This is a genomic window from Paenibacillus sp. FSL k6-2145, from assembly GCF_037976585.1.
Classification (GTDB): Bacteria; Bacillota; Bacilli; order Paenibacillales; family Paenibacillaceae; genus Paenibacillus.
This window is the reverse complement of record NZ_CP150267.1, coordinates 3,313,563-3,333,577: the sequence shown is the minus strand read 5'-3', so window position 1 is coordinate 3,333,577 and position 20,015 is coordinate 3,313,563. Positions and strand designations below refer to the sequence as shown.

Below are 20,015 nucleotides of genomic sequence, written 5' to 3'. Positions count from 1 at the left end.
CCTGTTCAAGATCTTGTTGTCAAAAATCCTAACTTTTACGCGCCATATCCACTAATCCATAAATATTCGAAAATAACTAGAATCGGCTCATTCATCCGGCGGGTACTGACTGACATGTCGTTCCATAGAGGAGCGAAATTCAACCGGCGTACGGCCTGTATATTTTTTGAATAACATATGAAAATACTGACGACTGCCTACACCCACATAGTCGGATATCTCTGAAATGGGGATATTGGTTTGCTGAAGCAGCATCTTGGCCTTCTCCATTCGAAGCATCGTCAGGTAATCGGTAGGTGTCCGCTGCGTGTGCTGACGAAAAATGCGATGTAAATAACCCGGATGCAGATTGACGGCTGCCGCGATATCCTTCATCTGAATATTTCGATCCATATTGTGATGCATGAATTCAATAGTTCGTTTGACATACAGTTCCGCCTGATCTGGCGCACTCCGGCTCATCTCTCCGCGCAGACGTGCAACACGAACCAGCAACTGGATGAACAGCGTACGCACCAGCATACCCTGTTCCGGGGACGAGAGATTCCGGGCTTCGCGATGATGCGACCGTTCCTCTGGCGGAATGATCTTCATCGGCGCAGTTGATCTTCCTTGCTCCATCAGACCGCGATGATCAAGTTCCAGCACCAGACTTTTCATAATGTGATACACCTCTTCCGGATCAGGCAGTACCAGGTATGGCGAAGCATTAGTTAGTAAAGTATGGACTTCTTCCTCTTCCAACGCGAGCTGACGGATGGATAACTGTCCGAGAGGTGAGCCTGAGAATCCAAACTCCACATTGAGCATCCGGCAAGGGACACCATCTTCCACCAGCAATCGGTGCGGAACATCTGCATCGAGCATAATGAACTGCCCTTTTTTCAAAACGCTCTGCTCTGAGCTCCCATCCGGCATCCGCACATCAACCCGGCACATTCCCGAAATAATATACATGATCTCCATGGAATCATGATGGTGATAGGACATACGGTAGTTGTCCCACTGCTTGTAATAGTACGCGTAGAAACGTGGCCCGCAGTCCTCTGTTCGCAATGCCTCCTGATACAGGCTTCCTGTCCAGCGCTTCGTGATGCTCATGTCCATACCTCCAGTCCTCAACAAACGATCCTCACTTTTCTCCATTGTAGCAATTCTATAGGTTGAAAATAAACTGTCTTAGTTAAACGCCTCATTGCGTTATTTTATTAGATAAATATATAATTAGCATGTTATCTAATTATTGTATGTGACTGTCTATACTTAAGGAGGATTCTAATCATGAGTACCACCTTTCATTTGGTGAGACATGGTCTCAAAGAACGACGAATCGGAGATGTCTCCCTCACTTCCAAAGGGGTTTTACAAGCCGAAGCCACAGCACTTCATTTTGCCAGAGCTACCTATCTTGTTACTAAAATCCTGACCAGCCCACTTCGACGAGCCCGAGAAACCGCAAGTATGATTGCCCGCCACACCCCTTCCTGTATAACCGAAGATCCTCGCCTGCGCGAACGTGCCAATTGGGGCGATTGCCCGGATCAGTCATTCGAAGAATTCATTGCGATGTGGGATCGATGTACGTCTGACCCAGATTACATCCCACCCGTGGGAGACTCGGCCAAACAGGCTGGTGAACGTCTGGCCTCCCTCCTAACCGAATTAGCTAATGAAGAGCCAGAGAACAGTAACATTATTGTGGTTGCACATGGTGGACTCATTACTGATTTTCTGGTGCAAACCTTTACCGAGCGCGAGCTTAACGTCTGGCATTCCGATTTTATTGCTATGCAGAACCAATTGATCCCCGAGTGCTCCATCACCACATTGATCCATGATGAAGGTAACTACACAATTAAAGCGTTCGCTTCTACCGAGCATCTATATAAGTTGAAATAAAGATTATTAACACTGACACTACGATGACAGAACAACCTTCCAATCGCTGTTATCCCCAGATTTATTGATTCCCTTTCTAAAGGGAAAATCCGGGGATAGCTTATGCTTCCGATGCAGCTTTCTTTCAGAAAGCATTTAGGCGAACGCTTCGCTTTTTCAGGTTTTTTCTGTCCTCTCTGTTATCGTGTAAATGATTAGTTCAACTTATTTAGACTTAACTTATGTAAAAGAATGATGTAACACGGATGGCTGGGAAAACGCCAAGCTTTATCCGCAGATCCTTATGTGAAAAAAGCTCTGAAACTCCATGTGCGAGACACATTGGAATTTCAGAGCTTCCAAGCTTCGATAAAAATACTTAAAGCGGATGACGTTGCGTTACGTTACAGTCTGATCATGAACACATGTTATGTTGTTATTGCTAGCTATTATTACTCAAGCCTGTTTACTTTCCGCCCTTACCTGGCGTGTAGAACTTAGCCAGCGTTACTTTTGACCACTCAATATCCGATGCCATGTAAAAGGACGGATAGGAAGGCTGGTTATATCCACTGTTCTGTCCGGCAATGCCGACACGATACATCGCATCATGCATCAAGGTGTACAACTTGCGGTCCGTTTTCTCGGTACTGAGATAGATACGAATCGCTGAGCTGTCCGTGGTTCTCACCAGCATCTCTTCCCGCCAATCCCCGAAGATATCAGCCACGAGAGAAGGCGTACCTTTGGTGTGATTGTTGGTCAATGTGCCTGTTGCCGTCAGCAACGTGCCACGATTCCAGTCTTTGATGGTTGGTGTAACATCAATCGCACCATCAACGATCTGTGTCGTCATATCGGCAGCCCAACGTATATTCATATTGGTTCCCGGTGCTTGATCACTGATTTTCTCACCCTTAGCTGTCCACAAACCTACAGCCCATGTCTCCAGTCCACGACGAGTCGGATCAACATCCCCCACCATGCCACGTCCGGTATCTTTCCCCGTGTACCCACCGTAGATTACTTCTCCGGTCTTCGCATCACGCAGGGAATAACCGTATGGCGCCCACGGACCACCCTCGTGAACCATGAAAATCTCTAGTCCCGGACGATCTGGGTCGATGTCTGCCACATGAAGAGCATCCCCATGACCCAGACGGGCAATGGTTCCCGGTGCAGCACTTTCGGCAGGCATCAGGTCTGTGGAGCTGTACAACACACTTCCATCATGATCAATCGTAGCGGAGCCATAGATGATCTCCTGTTTGCCGTCTCCATCCACATCCGCCACACTGAAATAGTGCGCACCCTGAGTTGTAATGGAGCCATACTGCGGATCTGTGCCATCCACCCCATGTGGCCCATCATTAAACGGGTTCTTCATCGGTGTCCAGCCGCTGTCCACTTTCCATTCCTTTTTCAGCTTCTTGCCGTCCCAATTGTAGGCAACCATCGTTGAACGTGTATAATATCCGCGTGCAAAGATTGCAGATGGTTTCTTGCCATCCAAATACGCCACGCCTGCCAGGAAACGGTCCACACGATTCCCCGGTTCGATCCGTGCCATGGCATAATCGCCCCACATCAGGCCGTCATCATGACGTTCAGGTTCATAGGGAATGGTCTCCAGCTCTTTGCCTGATTTGCCTTCAAATACCGTAACATACTCCGGTCCATCCACGATAAAACCTTCGAACTTGCGCAGCTCATTGCGGTTGCTGCGTTCTACTGCGTACACATCAATGAAATAGTCGGCCAAGCTCTCGGCATCCTGCTGAGATAATGGGTAGTTATATTTTTTCTCCATTCCAAAAGCCTCTTCCAATGTTGCAGGCCAGTTGCCCTTCACAACCTCGTCGTGTTTATGCCAGTTCCTGAACATATCCACCACGTGATCGTAGTAACCATCCGCACTTAAACGATAATCATCTTCGTTCGAGTACCCTGCCTTGCGATCCTGCTTCGGAAGCGTGATGTATTTCTCGGAGGTCACTTTTCCTTTTTTGTTATATTTGATAATCTTCGTGCCCGGAGCGGTCTTGAACATCATCTCGGCTTTACCATCCCCGTCAAAATCATAAACGAGCATCTGTGTATAGTGAGCACCTGCACGAATGTTGACCCCAAGATCAATTCGGTACAGCAATTGTCCGTCTATGGTGTAAGCATCAATGTAGGTTTTACCGGTGTATCCTTTCTGCGATACGTCCTTGGCATTGGAAGGGTCCCATTTGACGAAAAATTCATATTGGCCATCCCCGTCCACATCACCCACACTCATGTCATTGGCAGAATACGTATAAGCTTCTCCGGCAGGCGTCACACCATCGGCGGGTTTTTGCAGTGGAATGTCCACATACCCGTTCGCCCAAGGTTTGACGGATGCACTGCGTTTGCTCTCCTTGCCCTTCTTGTTCACCGCTGCCACTTCATAACGGGAAGACGATTTACCCGCGGAATCTACATAGTTGGTGCTGTCGGTGACCGTAGCGATCTTTTTGCCATCACGATAGACGTTAAAGTCCGTACCTGTCAGCCCTTTGTCGCTATACCCTGTGGCCTCGTCACCAAGCAATCTCCAACTGAGAAAAACACCTTCAGATGTCGATGCAGCCACCAGACCGCGATCCAGATATTCCAGTTGAATCTCTTTCATGTGACTGCCCCCCTTATTTGATTGCAGGCCAGCCTCCGTCGCCATATTACCGTTGGAAGCTTCCGCTCCCGTAACGCCAGCTGTTCCTCCAATGAGCAAAGCTACGCTAAGTGCCGAAGAGAGCACCTTGGCTGCAAATGGCATACGAGCCTTCCTGCGACCGGATTGCTGACCTGACACCGATCCCTTATGTACCGGCGCTGTTGTTTCTGAGTTCATCCACCTTCACGCTCCTTGAGACAGAATGGGTAACGCTTGTACACATCGATGATGATTAGACGTTCGATAATTCATAGAGGCCTTCTTCGAAAGAAGATTTCAACACGTAATGATTACGCTTACAAAATTAAAAAAGAGAAATCAGCTTGCCCGACTACCAGAGTGCGGTCCCCCTTCCATTCTCTTTCCAATCCGAGCGAGGTGATCCCGCCCATCGGGTTCTATTATAGACATCCTGCCTGCCAGACCCTAGGCAAATATCCGTCCAAAACGATCAATAATCAGTGTTTTTAGGAGTCATTTAGGAAATAAGTACTTGCAACTCTGAGGGTTATCCGTGCCGGTTACGAATCGTTCTTATGATCGCTGTTATCCCTGGATTTTCTTCCATCCCCTTTCCAAGGGAAAAATCCGTTGATAAAGGTGAGATGATGCTTACGAAGTAGCTTTCTTGCAGAAAGCTTTCAGCTTCGCTTCTTCAGAATCGATTTCGTCCCCTCCACTACGTTACTCAGTTGATCAAGAACTTCAATCTAGAATGACTCTTGTAATGCATAGCGAAAAACCGCGATCCTCTAACACACTGAGGATCGCGGTTAAGACAGTTACAAGTAAAGCTTAAGGCTCAATACCCCATACCAGGTTTCCACCTTGGTAGAGTGTTACCTTGTTCCAATCCTGGTAGGATGTTTTCGTTGGATCGAAAGAGTAGTCATTCGTCTCGTCAAAGTTGGACCAGTCTGTTTTGTACATGCGAAGCTGGATGTCTCCAGTCTGTCCACCAGCCTGAATGCTGCCAGCGCCAGATGTGAAGCTCAACTCCACATACGAGTCTGTGAAGGTACGCTGGATATTGGCTCCGCCAACTTGAGCATAATCGATGGCAGAATCCATCGCAGCCGAGCCTTCTTTGGAGAAGTAGTACCGGATCTTCAGATCACTCAGATTCACAGCAGTACTACCCAGATTTTTGATGTTGAAATACGGTTTGATCTGGCTATCTTGAGCATTGGTATCTCCAGCACGATATTGCACGACAAGATCACTCGTTGGTACAACGACACTTTGAGGTGTCGCGGAAGCTACAGCGGAATTGGCACTTTGCCCTGCTGTATTCACTGCACTTACCACATAATGATACGTTGTGCCGTTCGCGAGGGCAGTGTTGGTGTAGGACGTACCGCTCACATTCGCCGCGATCGTTGTGAACGGACCTGTTGCACTCAGTGCGCGTTTCACATTATAACTTGTTGCACCTGTAGAAGCAGTCCACGTCAGGCTCACCTGTGCATTGCCTGCGGTTGCTGTGAGAGCAGTCGGTGCAGCTGGCGCCGTTACCCCTGCAACCGGTGTAGCTGTAGCTGTGACAGAGTTAACACTTTCACCTGCTGCATTGGTTGCCGTTACCACATAATAATAGGTTGTACCGTTGATCAGGCCGGTGTTGCTGTAAGATGTTCCACTTACATTGGCTGCAATCGTTGTGAATGGACCTGATGCACTCAGTGCCCGCTTCACACTATAACTTGTGGCCCCTGTAGAAGCAGCCCACGTCAGGGAGACTTGAGCGTTACCAGCAGTAGCCGTCAATGCTGCTGGTGCTGCCGGAGCTGTTGTTCCGCCCGGAGGATTGCCTCCACCGTTACTTGCAGGAAGTACAGGGAATGCGTTTTTCACCAGTGCCACGAATTGATCATGGAACCAGTGACCCGATACCGGAGCATTAGGCAACGCACCTGTTAATACACCATCCCGAGTTGTGAAGGTTGGATCACACATCCGGTCGAAACCTTTGCCTTCGTTATTCGGAATTTCGGAGCTGGAGCCATCGGATTCACCCGGAGGTTTCACCCATACATAAGCATCCAGATGCGCTGGTCCTGGTGCAGCCTTAGGTGCTTCACCAATACCTGCGCCACTGGCATTACACCAGTTCCCCCGATGCTCCCGGCGGTCTACACGTCCGGAATTCACATAATCGTTGATGTTGCTGCCCGTAGCAGATGCTGGACGGTTTACCCCGCCCCACCCATTCCGGCTAGTATCAATCAGGAAACCTGTGCTGCTTGGCCATCCAGCTTGTACGAAATCGGCATACAGCGCAGCGGTGAAATCGGTTTCGTCAAAATAAGGATTCCACTCATAAAACTTGGCAGATTTAATCGGTTGTCCACCGATATTAAGATCAGGGTTAGACAGGTTCGGCTCCCCCAGCGGTGTAGTGTTCGCTGTATTTGTAATGAAACCATCTGCACTGCTCAGACCCGCGGCTGTCCCTTGCACAACACTTGTATACAGCGCGACTGCTGCAGAACGGTTGTTATCCCATCCAAGCCAGCCAGAGTGACCGATATCCAAATAGTTGTACACATTCGGAATGGCGTGCAGCTTGTCCAATGCATACTTCACACCCGCCTCATAGATACCTGTTGAGCTGGCTTGACCACAAGCTGGTGTACTCAGGTTGGTCACAAGGTTAGGCAGACTGTCCGGTTCAATGACGGCAATAATACGAATATCCTGATACTTCGGATCTGCGAAGATATCTGCAATGACATCAATATAATCCGTTTTATATGTCTGCAGTGCCGCCTGTGTTAGTGGAAGTTCACCATTCGATGCGAGTGCATGACAATCCCGTCCGGGCAAGTTATAGATAACAAATGAAGCGGTGATCGGTGTACCCGGTTTCTTTTGAGCAAGTGCAGCGTCCAGATGTTCCTCGATGCTCTTGCGTCCGGCATTGTTCACCCCGCCATTAATCGCAGCAATCCGGTCAACCCATACTGCGGTTGGATACGATTTGACCGTCTCCATCTTGGCCTTCAACGATGCATCGTTGGTCAGTGCAATGGACGTATCTACGAGAGCCGAATAGTCCTGGTTCAAATAAGCCGTTGCCCCTACAAATGGATTATCCACATGTGCTTCAGCCGCCTGAGTCAAGCCTGGAGACAATCCAGGGAAAATCCCCGCAGCGAGCAGCGTTGCAGCCAGCATTTGTTTTACACCTTTGCGCAGGATTTTCTTACCTCTCGATTTGGTTTTCAATTTAGTCTTCATAGTTCCACCTTTCCTTTAGTTAGATTGGGTTGTACTCATGTCTGATCCTCTGTGTCATTATGATGCTTAGCACGAAGAGAACGTTCGGATGAGTTGGTTGTATCACCTCCAAAAAGAAATGGTTGTATAACTGGAATCTTGAGCAAACAAATGGTGTGTGAGGGCGAATCATGTGAATGAGTATAATATGGTGGGTGTGGTTGAACGTGTGTTAGACATGAAGAAGTGTGAACAATGACTTACGGGATGTCTGATTCCCAAATTCGGTAAGCGCTTTCTTCAAACAGTTAAAAAAAAGGTCTTCGCCTATCCATCTACAAACATGATGTTCGGTGTCACCTCCTTATGTTCTGATTATACGACATGTAAATATTACTGTAAATTGAATTATATAAATTTAATTATATTTTTTTCCATAATTCAGGCAGGAATCTGGACATCCCTTGCTCCAAACGACACACGAGGTTCATCCTGGCAATCTGCCACAATGAACCTCTTGTTTTTCAATGCCGAATGAACCCGCTTGTCTAGATAGTCATTATATATAATGCCTTGTTCTTATATTCCTACATCTAAGGCAAAACGACAATGTCTCCCGGTTTTAAGCCACTAACCACTTCCGTCTTGTCCCCCGATTCCATTCCAGCCTGGATGGTCAGCGGCTCGGTCTGTCCGTTCCCTTTGTCTAACAGTACGTAAGGTTCGGTCTGATCTCGCATGATCGCCAAGCTGGACACAACCGTCACTTTATCCTTACGCATCGTCTCGATATCCCCTTCCAGACTCACGCCTCCATACATTCTGGTGTCCGGCTTCAGATCAATGACCACGTCAAACTGTGAAGCTTGCTTGAGGTCCGTATCGGTACTCTTGCGGGCGAATTTGGATACCTTACTCACCTTCCCGGTGAATTGCAGGTCTTTCTGCGCTGTCATTCGCACCTTAACTGGCATTCCCACCTTGAGCCTGAACATTTCTTCCTCACCAACAATCGTCATAAATTTCAGTTTGCTGATGTTTGTAATGGACCCGATCAGCTGTCCTTCCGTCACTGCACGTGTCTTGCTGTCCTCTTCATTCATCTGAAATATACCGGAAGCAGAAGCATACACAACAGACTTACTTATTACTGCCTGCTTTTTCTGTATCTCCTTCTCCTTGAGGACCAGTGCTTTTTGATTCAACTCATTTGTCAGGCGTTTGCCTTCCCGGTCTGCAAATGCCTTCTTGCGCTCCTCTTCCGTCACGCCAAGCGCCTCGCTCATATTTGCCTGATCCAGGCTAACCTGATTCATCTTATTTTCCAGCTGGGCTTTCTCCAGATCACTCTGCAACTGTTCTACTTCTGTTTGTAACGTGGAAGTATCGAGGGTAAACAGGATATCGCCTTTGCTCACCTGCTCACCACTTTTCACATGCCACTGCTTGATGTTGGAAGCATACGGAGCAAAAATATCGGTCTGATCGGTGTATACGGATTTCCCCTTCACCTGTATCGTTTGCGTCATCGTTTCCTGTGTCACATCAAAGGTAATCGGGGGCGGAATTTCTATAGGCGCCTCCGGTTTTGGCTTGTACTTTTCATACAGCCAGTATCCTGCACCTGCCAAAAGTACAACGGTGATGATGATTTTAATCCATTTCTTCATGTGCCCAATTTCCCTTTCGCTGATAAAATTACATTGATTTGATCACAGTTAATGCATTGGTCCGAGATGCGCTGATTGCCGGATATATACCCGATACAATGCCAACCAGAACAGCAAAAACGATGCCAAGTGGCAGAGCCGACTGCTGAATAACGACGGTCATCGGACCATTCATCTGATCTGCCATCTGACTCGCCAGCAGACTGTTCACCCCGTCGAGGGCAGCAAAGGCGATCCCCACACCAGCTATGCCGCCCATTAATCCAAGCATCGCTGCTTCTGTAATAAACATCTGACGGATCTGCCACAGATTTGCGCCCAGCACCTTCATCACACCAATCTGTTTACGACGCTGATGCGTGGACATAATCATCGCTACAATAATGGATAATGAGGCCAACAGCATGATAAAACCACCGATCCCCAATGCCGCTTTCTGGTACATCGCCAATTGACCTGCCATCGCTTCCTCCTGGAACAGATTACTCTGTGTGTTTAACGTCAGCTTTTTAATCTGTTCTTCCACCTGGGATACATAACGTTTGTCCTCAACCTTGACCAGAGCCGAGTTAAGATGTTTGGCCGCACTGCTGTCGGCCTGCTGTAATCCAAGCTCATCCTGCAATGCACGAGCTGTATCGAGCGGCAGATATACTTTTTTATCGTTTTGAGCGCTCATATCATCCATGTTGGAAGGCTTCATCAGTTCTCCAGACACGCGTATAGAACCACTCATTTTGGTTTTACTCGCATTTGCATAATCTTCATATCGAAACTGAATACGCTGCTGCACCAACTGATCCTGCTTCGCAGACATTTCCGTAAACTGTTCCAAAAGCTCGTTGTTATATGGATCAGCATTCAACTGCTCAAATAACTTCTGAGTTACTTTGGGGTCCACGAGTCCAAATGCAGCCCCATAACTGGTCACCGCCATACGACCATCTTCTGCCCCACGTCCCTCAGCATATTTGTATCCAAACCCGCCCAGGGTCTCCAGCTGGGTACCAATGACCTCAACATACGTGCTGCGACCATCCGGAAGCACCATTTCCAGCGAATCCAGCTTTAACATGGGAGCCACGGCAACAACATGGGGTAGTCTTTGGATAATCTGAATCTTTTCCAACGTCAATGCTCCCCGTTCAAACTTCGATGTCTGACCATTCCCCTTGCCGTTCCCAGTACGTATGCCTTCATTGGGTGTAATCGTGATTTCATCCATCTTGTAATTGTCGTTCAATGTTTTCTCGCTATAGGTCTGTACGGACTGCCCTACGCTAAGTGCAATGATCATGGCGGCAGAGCCGATGGACAGCCCCATCATGCACAGCAGTGTAACCATTTTTCTGCGAATGATCTGTCCCCAGGCCATACGTGCTACATCCCGTATTCTCACATTTCCTCTCCTTCTGCCTCAAACTTCCCTTACAGCCTCTTCGACCAGTATTCCATGTTGCAGGGTAAGCACAACTTGCATCTGCTCCGCGACCTCTGCTTCATGTGTCACAATGACAAAGGTTGTATTCATATCCCGGTTAAGCTGCTGCAAAATCGCAATAATCTCTTCCTCCGTCTCGGTATCCAGATTCCCGGTAGGCTCATCTGCAAAGATCACCGAGGGTTCGGTAATGAGCGAGCGTGCAATACTGACACGTTGTTGTTGACCGCCCGATAACTGAGACGGGAACAAGTTTGCTTTTTCTCCCAGTCCAACCTGTTCCAACAGCTTCAATGCTTTTGCTTTGCGTTTTGAAGGGCTTATGCCCATAAACACCAAAGGTAACTCTACATTTTCCCGGATCGTAAGATTAGACAGCAGTTCATAGGATTGAAAAATAAACCCGATATGACTACGCCTGAACTCAGCCAGGCGATTTTCACTGAAACGTACAATATCTTGTCCCGCAATTAGAATCTTGCCCTGATCCGGTTTCATCAGCCCCGCCATCAGATTCAGCAGTGTGGATTTGCCCGAACCAGAACTGCCCAGCAGGGCTACCATCTTGCCTTCTCCAATCGTCAGGTTGATATCCTGAAGCACCGGCACGGTTCCCTGGCCATTGCGGAACGAGTGGGATAATTGTTCAACTTGAAGCATTGCTACATGTCTTCCTTTCTACTTGCTAAATATGTAAAGAGGTTGTTCAAAAAAGTCCGCTTTTGATTACGAAGGATGTCTAATGACATCATCAACATCGAATATAGAATTCAGCCGAAATGTCCGTTGCTCACGTAGTTTGCCTACGCTCCGCTACTCCATTTCTAGCTTCATTCCATCTTCTCGGTACTGAAAACCAGTCTTTTTTGAACTTGTATGTAAAGATTCGCGTAGAACATTCCCTTTTCATTATAGGGTCGAGATGTATCTGGGCTGGCCGGAGTTGTATCCAACTTGTAAAATGTCATAACAAAAAGACCTTGTCCGCAGAGGAGATATCACCAGCTCCACCAGACCAAGGTCTTAATATTCGTATACCTTCCACAGCTTACCAAGCTCTGAAACTAAAGCGGTACAACTCACTTTTATCCATCGTACTGCCCACTGCAAATAGCTCATCGTCATTCCACTTCAGATTAGTAAAGTTATCAATATTGCGGTAGATCACCGTATCGGACGAAAGCTTGCTGTCATTCAGGTAAGCAACATGCAACTCACTCTTCTGATTCTGATTGTCCATCGGGTAAAAGTAAGCTATTCGCGATTCATCTGCATCCAGTTCGAAGTTCCAGATGGAACCTTTTAATACCAGATCATATTGCTCCTGCGCGGCACGATACCGATATAGCCCCTGTACCTTATTCATCGTTCCCTGGATGAGCATGTCACCATTTTTCAGCAACTTGAATTGTAGAATGTCTTCCATTGCAGCATACGCCTTCACTTCATGCCCGTCCTCAAGCGATACACGATAGATGGCATACTTGTCTTTCAGCATCACCAGCATATAAAACTGCTTCAGATCTTCGCTGACCTGCAACACATCCATTACGATAAACGTATCATTCGAACTTTTCCCTTGTTTCGGTCCTGTGAACATGCCCATTAGCTCATCATACGTGTAGATGACTTGATTCGTCCCCTTGCTCAGATCAACTTGTTTAAATAACAGATCATCCTGACCAATGTAGGATTCGTTCCCTACAAACACTCGATAATACGAGTTGTCGTTCGGAAGCTTGCGACGTTTCCCATCCTCAATCACATACTCATACGATGTCTTCTGTGCCTGACCCGCCCGGTACTGGGAGTATATAATTTTCTTGTGATTTGGACTGATTGCAACGCCATAATCCGTATTACTCGCAATATTCTTAACTTCATTATCATCCAGATGCAGGAGAGACAGCTGAAGCCCTGAATAGGAAGGTTCCGATTGATTCAATATAATCGTGTTCCGGTCTACCACTTCAAAATCAAAGATCGCGAAGTCATTCGGAATCTTGGTCGCCGACTCGATCTGAATCGTACTGCTCGGTGGTGGCGCCAGACGACTGTTGAATTGCTCACTTGGCAATATTACTGTTCTAGGCTTGAGATTTCCGATACTGAACAGGCTTCCAATCCCAAAAATCCCGCTGACAAACGTGATCAACAGCCCGGACAGCATCAATATGTCTCGGTGTTTACGCCAAAATCCAGGATGTCTCATGCGTTCATTTCCCCCGGAAGACTGATATTTACTTGTGTCCCTTGCCGCATGATGCTCTTCATCTCCACTGTTCCTCCATGACGCTCAACGATGTTCTTCACAATAGACAGACCCAGCCCGGCACTGCCCTTCTCGGCTCTGTTGATTCCTTTATCCTGGTAAAAGGGTTCAAATACATGCTGGAGCGCTTCAGCACCGATTCCTTCTCCCTGATCACGGATCACAATAGCAATGGAATCACCTAACCGGAAGGATTGCACTTCGATGATGGAGTTCACATCACTGTACTTGACCGAGTTATCCAGAACGTTGAGGAAGACCTCCTTCAGCTTATCACGATCCCCCTGTAGATACTGATGTTCCTCCAGCTCATAGTGAATGCCTATATTGTACTTACTGGCCTTAATCGACATATCCTCGCAAGCTTCACGGATAATATCGGATACATCGATACGTTCGAATCGGTACGCCTGAATGACCGCAGACGAGACCGAAACCTCCAGAATATCCGCAACCATCGTGTTGAGACGCTGGCTTTCCTTGATAATATAATTCATGCCTTTGTCAAAAAAGTCCTGATCGGTAAATCCGTTATCCCGCAAAATCTGGGCGTACCCCAGGATCGTTGTTAGTGGTGTCTTCAATTCATGCGTCACATTGTCAAAAAAGACTTTGCTTCTCGCCTGTACTTGCTTCACTTCGTCCCGTTCTCGCTCAATCACATCAATCTGCTCCCGAACCCGATTAATCATGACAGTGAAGCTTGAAGCCAATTCACCGATCTCATCCTTGGTTGTAATCTGAATGTCTGCATTCAGACTTCCCTGGGCCACTTCCGCAGAACGTTTCGTGAGTACACGGATGGGTTGTGTAATTTTCCGGGAAATAAAGATGGATGCGATAAATACAAATACGAAAATAACCGCTGCAAACAGCTTGATCGTATTCTGGAACCGAAGATTGCGTTTGTACAAGTCCGTGTAATCCTTCTCCAACTGTACAATGCCAATCAATTGTTGATCCATCTGAAGTGGGAAGGACAGACTGGAGGTGACCCGACCTTTATCCACAACGGTGGTGTAAGCGATCCGGGATTGTATGGCTTGCTCCACATCAGGATGGTCAGAGCGCTTGGCAACATTAACCTCGCTGCCAGCAGATCCGTAAGGCGAAGCATCAGGACGGTATACCGTAATCTTTCCGCCAACGGCTGATCCAATCTGCTCCGCGAGCTCGCGACTCCCTGCTTCAAGCGAGTCTCTGCTCATGCGTTTGTTATGTATCAGGAAGTACTGATTCAGCGCGATGTCCAGATTTCTTTTGGATTGCACCATATCCTCATGCACTTCCCGGTACATATTCTCCTGAGCTACCTTATTGGACAGAATCAACAGGACGGAGAATCCGATAAATACAATGACCGAGAATAGCACCACCATTTTGAACTGGATCGTCCACTTCATGTCTGTACCTGAATATTCAGCTTGTACCCCACACCGAATACCGTTTCAATCATCGAAATGCCTTGCACACCACTATCCAGTTTCTTGCGAATCCGTTGCACATGAATGTCCACCGTTCGGGTATCCCCTGCAAAATCAAATCCCCATACCTTATCCAGCAGTTCAGAACGTGTATGCACCTTACGATGATGGGTCACGAGAAATAACAAAAGATCATATTCTTTATTCGTGAGTCCTGCCCGTTCCCCGTCTTTCCACACTTCCCGTTCATCCTTGCGGATCTCAATATGCTTGCCTAGCCTTACCACCTCATAGGACTGATTCTCCAGTGTCTCGCTGATCAGATCAATCCGGCGAAAAATCGCCCGAATGCGCGCAACCACCTCACGGATATCAAAAGGCTTCGTGATATAATCATCCGCCCCAAGCTCCATGCCAAGTACCTTGTCCAGCATGTCCGACTTTGCAGTGATCATGATGACAGGTATCTTGGAGTTCACAGATAGTTGCCTGCACACATCAAAACCGCTCATATCTGGCAGCATCAGATCCAGCAGGATCAGATCCGGCTTCGAATCCCGAAGCAGATCCAGACCCTCTTTTCCCGTAGCTGCTTCCTTGATCTCAAATCCTTCTTTACGTAACGAATAGGACAGTATATCGCGAATGGACTCCTCGTCCTCAATAATTAAAATTTCTTTTTGTCTCATGATACCTTCGTAATCTCCCTGCTCTATGAATTTCCTTCATCTGCCTATATTTTGTATCCCAAGCCGTATGCTTGAATAGAGGGAAGCACGAAATGTTACAACTCCGATACAACTCTGAACCTTTTGGAAACAACATCCCGATATACTTGGATCATAAGAGACTCATACCAGACCGGACCCAAGCCTGATCTGTATCCAAGGGGGATTCACATCATATGAACAGCACACTAATTAATGATGCTTATGTCAACTATAAATCAGAAATCACAAGGTATCTATCCCATATCGTCAAACAACCGCAAGACGCAGAAGATCTGGCACAGGATTGTTTCATTCGACTAATGAACGTTACCGTGGATATCCCTGAAGACCGCATTCTCTATTATCTCAAACGCATTGCCCGTAACCTGGCGATGGACAGCTTCCGCAGGCGAACCCGTACACTCAGACGAGACAGCCGTCTGGAGGTACCTACCCATCACGTCGATACACCCCACCTTGAAATTAGCGAAGGTGTTCATGATCTTGTCTCCCATATTAACAACACCGAGCATCGTAAAATATTAGAACTTCGCCTCATCCATGGATATTCCATTAAGGAAACGGCAGAGCTGGTGAATCGCAGTGAAGGCATGATTAAATCCTCTGTCTTCCATGCCGTCAATCGAATTCGGGCCAAAGTCATCTCATAAGAGATGACTTTTTCTTTAGAAAAATCATTAGTGACGGCGGATGGAAGTGTTAAGACAGGATCGAATTACCTATGGATATGTCAAAAGACCCAATTTTACAAATATCGAGTTAATTTTTACAAATTGTTATGACTATGTGAGATTTTCATGTGGTAGAATATGGACGAACTCATGAATCAACTAATATTTGGGAGGGATTTGGTTGGGTAAATTAACAGGTATGCGAGGAGTATTTCTAAAATCACTCCTGGCATTGTCCATGGCTTTGCCGCTTCAGATCGGATTATGGAACGGAGATGCATCGGTTCATGCGGAAGGGCCGACAGACCCGGCACCGTTCATCCAGGCAAAGGTTGTGAACCAAAATGCAGGTAAAAAAGTATTGTTCGACAACTCTCACGGCCAAACGGCTGGAGCTGCAGACTGGGTCATTGATGGAGGTTTCTCCGACTTCGGGAATGCACTCGCGAATGATGGTTATTATGTCAAAGAACTTCGCAAGACAACTCCATTTACCTATGATGATCTGAAAGAGTATAACGTATTCGTTATTGCAGAGCCTCAAATTCCTTTCAAAACATCCGAACAAGCAGCACTCAAACAATATGTTGAAACGGGAGGCAGCATCTTCTTTGTTGGAGATCACTATAATGCCGACCGTAACAAAAACCGCTGGGATGGCTCTGAAGTCATCAACGGCTACCGTCGGGGAGCTTTTGAAGATCCAACCAAAGGTATGAGCACCGATGAGCGTAACTCGGATGCCATGCAAAATGTAACTAGCACGGACTGGTTGTCCGATAACTTCGGCGTACGTTTCCGCTATAACGCACTTGGCGATATCAACGCTAATATCGTTGTACCGGCAGATCAAGCCTTTGGCATCACAGAAGGGGTATCGGCTGTAGCCATGCACGCCGGTTCAACACTTGCAATCACCGATCCGGAAAAGGCAAAAGGTATTGTGTACCTGCCAAAAACCAACGCAAAATGGAATAACGCGGTGGACCAAGGTGTCTACAACGGTGGCGGGATTGAAGAAGGTCCTTACGTGGCCGTATCCAAGCTGGGTGCAGGTAAGGCTGCCTTCATCGGTGACTCCTCTCCAGTAGAAGATGCATCACCAAAATATTTGCGTGAAGAGACAGGCACACGCAAAACAACTTATGACGGTTTCAAAGAAGCCGATGATGCCGTGTTGCTCGTGAACACCGTAAACTGGCTCGCTACACAAGAGAACTACACAAGCCTAACTGAAGTGAACGGACTTGAACTGGACACAGCTACAGCGCTGCTGCCATTCGAAGAGCCAGCTGCTTCCACAGAACCACAGGCTGAACCTTGGGCCGCACCTGCTGCCGGATATAAGTGGTACGATCGTTCCACGTTTAAGGCTGGTTCTTATGGTGGACCTGCATCCAGCGCAAACGCTGCTTACAGCTTCGTGAAACAGGATACCCTTCCGAATGCAGAAGACTTCCAGATTCGTGTAGTTGTGGAGAATATGGCTCCAAACACAACCGTATCCGGTTATAGTGCCGGTATCTATCTGACTGGCGGAACTCAGGTCGCCATGATCCAGAATGAAAGTGGTACATGGCCAACTTCGTACGGCTATAGCTCCACATTCAGTGTAACCTCGGACAGCCAAGGTCGCGGGATCAAAGACCTGAACGTCCGTATTAAACCGGGTACAACTGGTGCTGCCAGCTTGCGTCTGCGTCTGAATGGCAGCAACCTGATCACCAATGCCGTGACTGTTGGCAATGTGCCAGCAGAACAGCTTCCAGAAGAAGAAGGACCGATTCCAGCAGCTATCACTGTTGCTGAAGCACGCACCAAAGCGGTTGGCACTACCGTAACTATCGAAGGTGTTGTGACGACAGAACCTGGTGCATTTGGTGGACAAGCCTTCTATCTTCAAGATGAAACTGCTGGAATCTACGTATTCCAGCATACTAGCGGCTTCCATGCTGGTGACAAGGTGAAAGTAACGGCAGCAACAACCATCTATAACAGCGAGTTCGAGCTTACGGATATCGTTGCGATTGAGAAAACAGGTACGGCTGCCGTACCTGCTCCAATCGAAGTTACAGCAATTACAGATGCGAACCAGGGTCAACTGGTTCAACTGAAAGATGTAACGATCGAGAATATCATCAGTGCTACACCAGTTGGATCTTTTGAATTTGACGCGGTAGCAGCAGATGGCACAAACACACATATCCGTGTAGACACCCGTACAGGTGTGACGGAGACTGCCTTCCCTTATGCTGCTGGTGACAAAATCGATATCACAGGCGTTTCCGCTATTTTCAAAGACGTATATCAATTGAAACCTAGAAGCTTGAATGATTTTGTACCTGCTGAAGATCAAGGTGGAGGCGAACTGCCTTCCACTCCAGCTGCGGGAGCACCGGGTAAACCGGTGCTTTCCTCTGATAGTGGATATACAACCGGCCTGTTCGAAGGTTCGTATAACGTAAGCATGAACCTCTGGTGGGGCGAAAATGGTTCCGAGTACAAGCTGTATGAGAACGGCGTTCTGATCGATACACAGAAGTTGACTGCGGCTTCACCATCGGCTCAGTCCTCGAAAACCGCCATTACAGGTAAAGCCAACGGCACGTATACCTACGTAGCTGAGCTGACCAATGACAAAGGCACAACACGCAGTGACGAGCTGACAGTTCAAGTAACGAACGCTGCTCCCGGGAAAGCGAACTTGTCCCAAAACAACTGGGATGGTGACGGCAACTACAACGTATCCATGAACCTCTGGTGGGGTACAAACGCTACTGAATACCGTCTCTATGAAAATGATGTTCTGATTGATACACAAACATTGAAAGCTGCTACACCAGCTTCTCAAAGTGCTACAACGGAATTGTCCGGTCGTGCTAACGGAACGTATACGTACCGTGCTGAGCTGATCAACGCCGCAGGCGTAACCAGCACCGAGTCAATTACGGTTCAAGTAACCAAAGCGTTGCCTTTGGCTAGCTAAGTCTCAGCTAAGAAGCCTAACGTTTAACCAAGCAACTAAAAAACCGAAACCAACATTGCCTGATTCACAGGGCAACATGGTTTCGGTTTTTTAGTTGAAAGCACATATGTCGGTAAAACGGGTGAAGTGGTCACGTTTTTTTTGACAATCGTGCATGTAGAACCTCTCCCCAGAAAGTAGACACTTGCAGCATTAATGATAGTTATGCCGCTCCAGCCTTTCCAGATTGCTGCACTTCCTAGGCGCTAACGAACCTGACAGATCTTATTCGGCCATTTTGGCCAAATTATAGAATCTAACGAACCTCAGCATCGCTATTGAGCTACATTTCAGTTCCCAAAGGATCAAATCGGACAAAACGCAACATATAACGTCACTACGATTCGTTAGAATTCCAGTGATGCCTTATGAGGCATTATAAGAACTCTCAGGTTAGTTAGCCCACCTCCTGCAAAATACGCTACATGGTTTAAATCCCTTAGCGAAGATGTAGAGCGCCTGTTCATTTCAATCGTTCCGGCTCATTCCATTTCTTCCAACCTAGAATACTGTTCCATACAGCAGCATAAACAGCTAGGGTGGCAACACTGATGACAAAAATCCAGTTTATGTTGGGATACGGATAACTTCTTCCCGTGAAAACGATCAGAATTGCACTAAGTCCAATATTCTCTATGTTATGTTTTTTAAACTTCTGAAAGATCATTCTGTACAGTAGTAGGAGTACCATAAACCCAATCCATATAAAATAAAATGTTTTCATAGGTCACCTTCCTTTTAAAAACTCACTTCTTGTATGGATATCTAAGAGTAGTATTAATTAATATCCTTAATTCCCTTTATATAGAAACCTATTAATATTACATGTAATTGGAAAATAATTCAATCATTTTTATAGATATTCTTGGAACACTCTTATTCCTTAACGGTTAGCTGTGCAACAAGAACGCACCGTTGTTTTTTGCAGACAAAAAAAAAGACTATCCCTGCCAATATTCTGGCACCGAATAGCCCTCTCTTCT

General features: G+C 47.0%; 13 protein-coding genes. 3 read left to right on the top strand and 10 right to left on the bottom strand.

The features are described 5' to 3' along the window. Window positions 1-87 precede the first annotated feature (87 nt). Window positions 88-1,101, bottom strand: coding sequence for an AraC family transcriptional regulator (locus tag NZ043_RS14690; protein ID WP_133386587.1), 1,014 nt, complete (start codon window positions 1,099-1,101; stop codon window positions 88-90). A 180-nt stretch (window positions 1,102-1,281) separates the two neighbouring features. On the opposite strand from NZ043_RS14690, the gene NZ043_RS14685 reads away from it, so the two are divergent. Next, window positions 1,282-1,899 carry a histidine phosphatase family protein gene (locus NZ043_RS14685; RefSeq protein ID WP_133386586.1) on the top strand — a complete coding sequence of 206 codons (618 nt, stop codon included), beginning with the start codon at window positions 1,282-1,284 and terminating at the stop codon, window positions 1,897-1,899. A 445-nt stretch (window positions 1,900-2,344) separates the two neighbouring features. Here NZ043_RS14685 and NZ043_RS14680 read toward each other — a convergent pair whose 3' ends face one another. The 8 genes from NZ043_RS14680 to NZ043_RS14645 all read right to left on the bottom strand — a co-directional run bounded on the left by NZ043_RS14680 (window position 2,345) and on the right by NZ043_RS14645 (window position 15,294). Further along, complete coding sequence (locus tag NZ043_RS14680) at window positions 2,345-4,681, bottom strand: rhamnogalacturonan lyase (RefSeq protein WP_133386837.1); 2,337 nt, start codon at window positions 4,679-4,681, stop codon at window positions 2,345-2,347. A gap of 693 nt (window positions 4,682-5,374) precedes the next feature. Next, window positions 5,375-7,819, bottom strand: a complete 2,445-nt coding sequence (locus NZ043_RS14675; protein WP_206105809.1) for a glycoside hydrolase family 6 protein — start codon at window positions 7,817-7,819, stop codon at window positions 5,375-5,377. 572 nt (window positions 7,820-8,391) lie between these two features. Next, window positions 8,392-9,468, bottom strand: coding sequence for an efflux RND transporter periplasmic adaptor subunit (locus NZ043_RS14670; protein WP_133386585.1), 1,077 nt, complete (start codon window positions 9,466-9,468; stop codon window positions 8,392-8,394). 28 nt (window positions 9,469-9,496) lie between these two features. Beyond that, entirely contained in the window at window positions 9,497-10,867 is a 1,371-nt protein-coding gene (locus NZ043_RS14665; RefSeq protein WP_133386584.1) for an ABC transporter permease, read from the bottom strand. Window positions 10,868-10,885: 18 nt separating this feature from the next. Continuing rightward, complete coding sequence (locus NZ043_RS14660) at window positions 10,886-11,569, bottom strand: ABC transporter ATP-binding protein (RefSeq protein ID WP_091015773.1); 684 nt, start codon at window positions 11,567-11,569, stop codon at window positions 10,886-10,888. A 388-nt stretch (window positions 11,570-11,957) separates the two neighbouring features. Next, window positions 11,958-13,121 (bottom strand): hypothetical protein, encoded by a 1,164-nt coding sequence (locus tag NZ043_RS14655; protein WP_339312389.1) that lies wholly within the window; start codon window positions 13,119-13,121, stop codon window positions 11,958-11,960. After that, the gene (locus tag NZ043_RS14650; protein WP_339312387.1) at window positions 13,118-14,584 is read right to left on the bottom strand and encodes a HAMP domain-containing sensor histidine kinase; all 1,467 of its coding nucleotides are present in this window, start codon (window positions 14,582-14,584) and stop codon (window positions 13,118-13,120) included. The genes NZ043_RS14655 and NZ043_RS14650 overlap by 4 nt, the downstream gene beginning before the upstream one ends. After that, window positions 14,581-15,294, bottom strand: a complete 714-nt coding sequence (locus NZ043_RS14645; RefSeq protein WP_036606313.1) for a response regulator transcription factor — start codon at window positions 15,292-15,294, stop codon at window positions 14,581-14,583. The genes NZ043_RS14650 and NZ043_RS14645 overlap by 4 nt, the downstream gene beginning before the upstream one ends. A gap of 215 nt (window positions 15,295-15,509) precedes the next feature. On the opposite strand from NZ043_RS14645, the gene NZ043_RS14640 reads away from it, so the two are divergent. Then, entirely contained in the window at window positions 15,510-15,986 is a 477-nt protein-coding gene (locus tag NZ043_RS14640) for an RNA polymerase sigma factor (RefSeq protein WP_091034338.1), read from the top strand. A 259-nt stretch (window positions 15,987-16,245) separates the two neighbouring features. Further along, window positions 16,246-18,993: a DUF5689 domain-containing protein gene (locus NZ043_RS14635; RefSeq protein ID WP_256332355.1), complete on the top strand. Its 2,748-nt coding sequence runs from the start codon at window positions 16,246-16,248 to the stop codon at window positions 18,991-18,993. Between the two features lie 502 nt (window positions 18,994-19,495). Here NZ043_RS14635 and NZ043_RS14630 read toward each other — a convergent pair. Next, window positions 19,496-19,756, bottom strand: a complete 261-nt coding sequence (locus NZ043_RS14630) for a hypothetical protein (protein WP_105600932.1) — start codon at window positions 19,754-19,756, stop codon at window positions 19,496-19,498. Window positions 19,757-20,015: the final 259 nt, after the last annotated feature.